The sequence below is a fragment of the Pseudomonas sp. NPDC088429 genome (genome assembly GCF_044753305.1).
In the GTDB taxonomy this organism is placed as follows: Bacteria; Pseudomonadota; Gammaproteobacteria; order Pseudomonadales; family Pseudomonadaceae; genus Aquipseudomonas; species Aquipseudomonas rustica.
This window is the reverse complement of record NZ_JBIVMX010000100.1, coordinates 1-710: the sequence shown is the minus strand read 5'-3', so window position 1 is coordinate 710 and position 710 is coordinate 1. Positions and strand designations below refer to the sequence as shown.

General features: G+C 58.6%; 1 protein-coding gene. It reads left to right on the top strand.

All coding sequences use genetic code 11. From position 1 onward, the window contains the following. On the top strand, positions 1–710 hold a 710-nt coding region (gene tpiA / locus ACIP66_RS27035; RefSeq protein WP_400652217.1), incomplete at both ends, for a triose-phosphate isomerase.

The window sequence follows — 710 nt, the reverse complement described above, 5'->3', positions numbered from 1 at the left end:
CTGGAAGATGCACGGTACCCGCGCCAGCGTCGCTGAGCTGATCAACGGCCTTCGTCATCTGGCCTTGCCAAGCGGTGTTGCTGGCGCGGTATTCCCGCCTTGCTTGTATATCAACCAAGTGGTTGATGGCTTGAAAGGTAAATCGATTTCGGTCGGTGCGCAGAATTCTGCGGTGGAATCCATGCAAGGTGCATTGACCGGTGAAATTGCGCCGAGTCAGTTGGTGGATGCAGGTTGTTCCCTTGTGCTTGTCGGGCACTCCGAACGCCGCCAGATAATGGGCGAGCGAGACGGGATGCTGAATCGCAAGTTCGCAGCGGCACAGGCATGTGGCTTGATTCCGGTGTTGTGTGTAGGGGAAACCCTCGAGCAGCGCGAAGCCGGGAAAACTCTTGAGGTTGTCGGGCGTCAGCTGGGCAGCATCATCGAGGAGCTGGGTGTTGGTGCTTTTGCAAAAGCAGTCATTGCTTACGAGCCGGTCTGGGCCATTGGCACCGGACTGACTGCAACGCCGCAACAGGCGCAGGATGTGCATAAAGCCATTCGCGAGCAGTTGGCGGCAGAGAATTCTGAAGTCGCACGAGGTGTGCGGCTTCTATACGGCGGCAGCGTGAAGGCGGCCAATGCGGTCGAACTGTTCGGCATGCCGGATATCGATGGGGGGCTCTGTGGTGGCGCGTCGGTGAATGCAGATGAGGTCGGGGCGATCT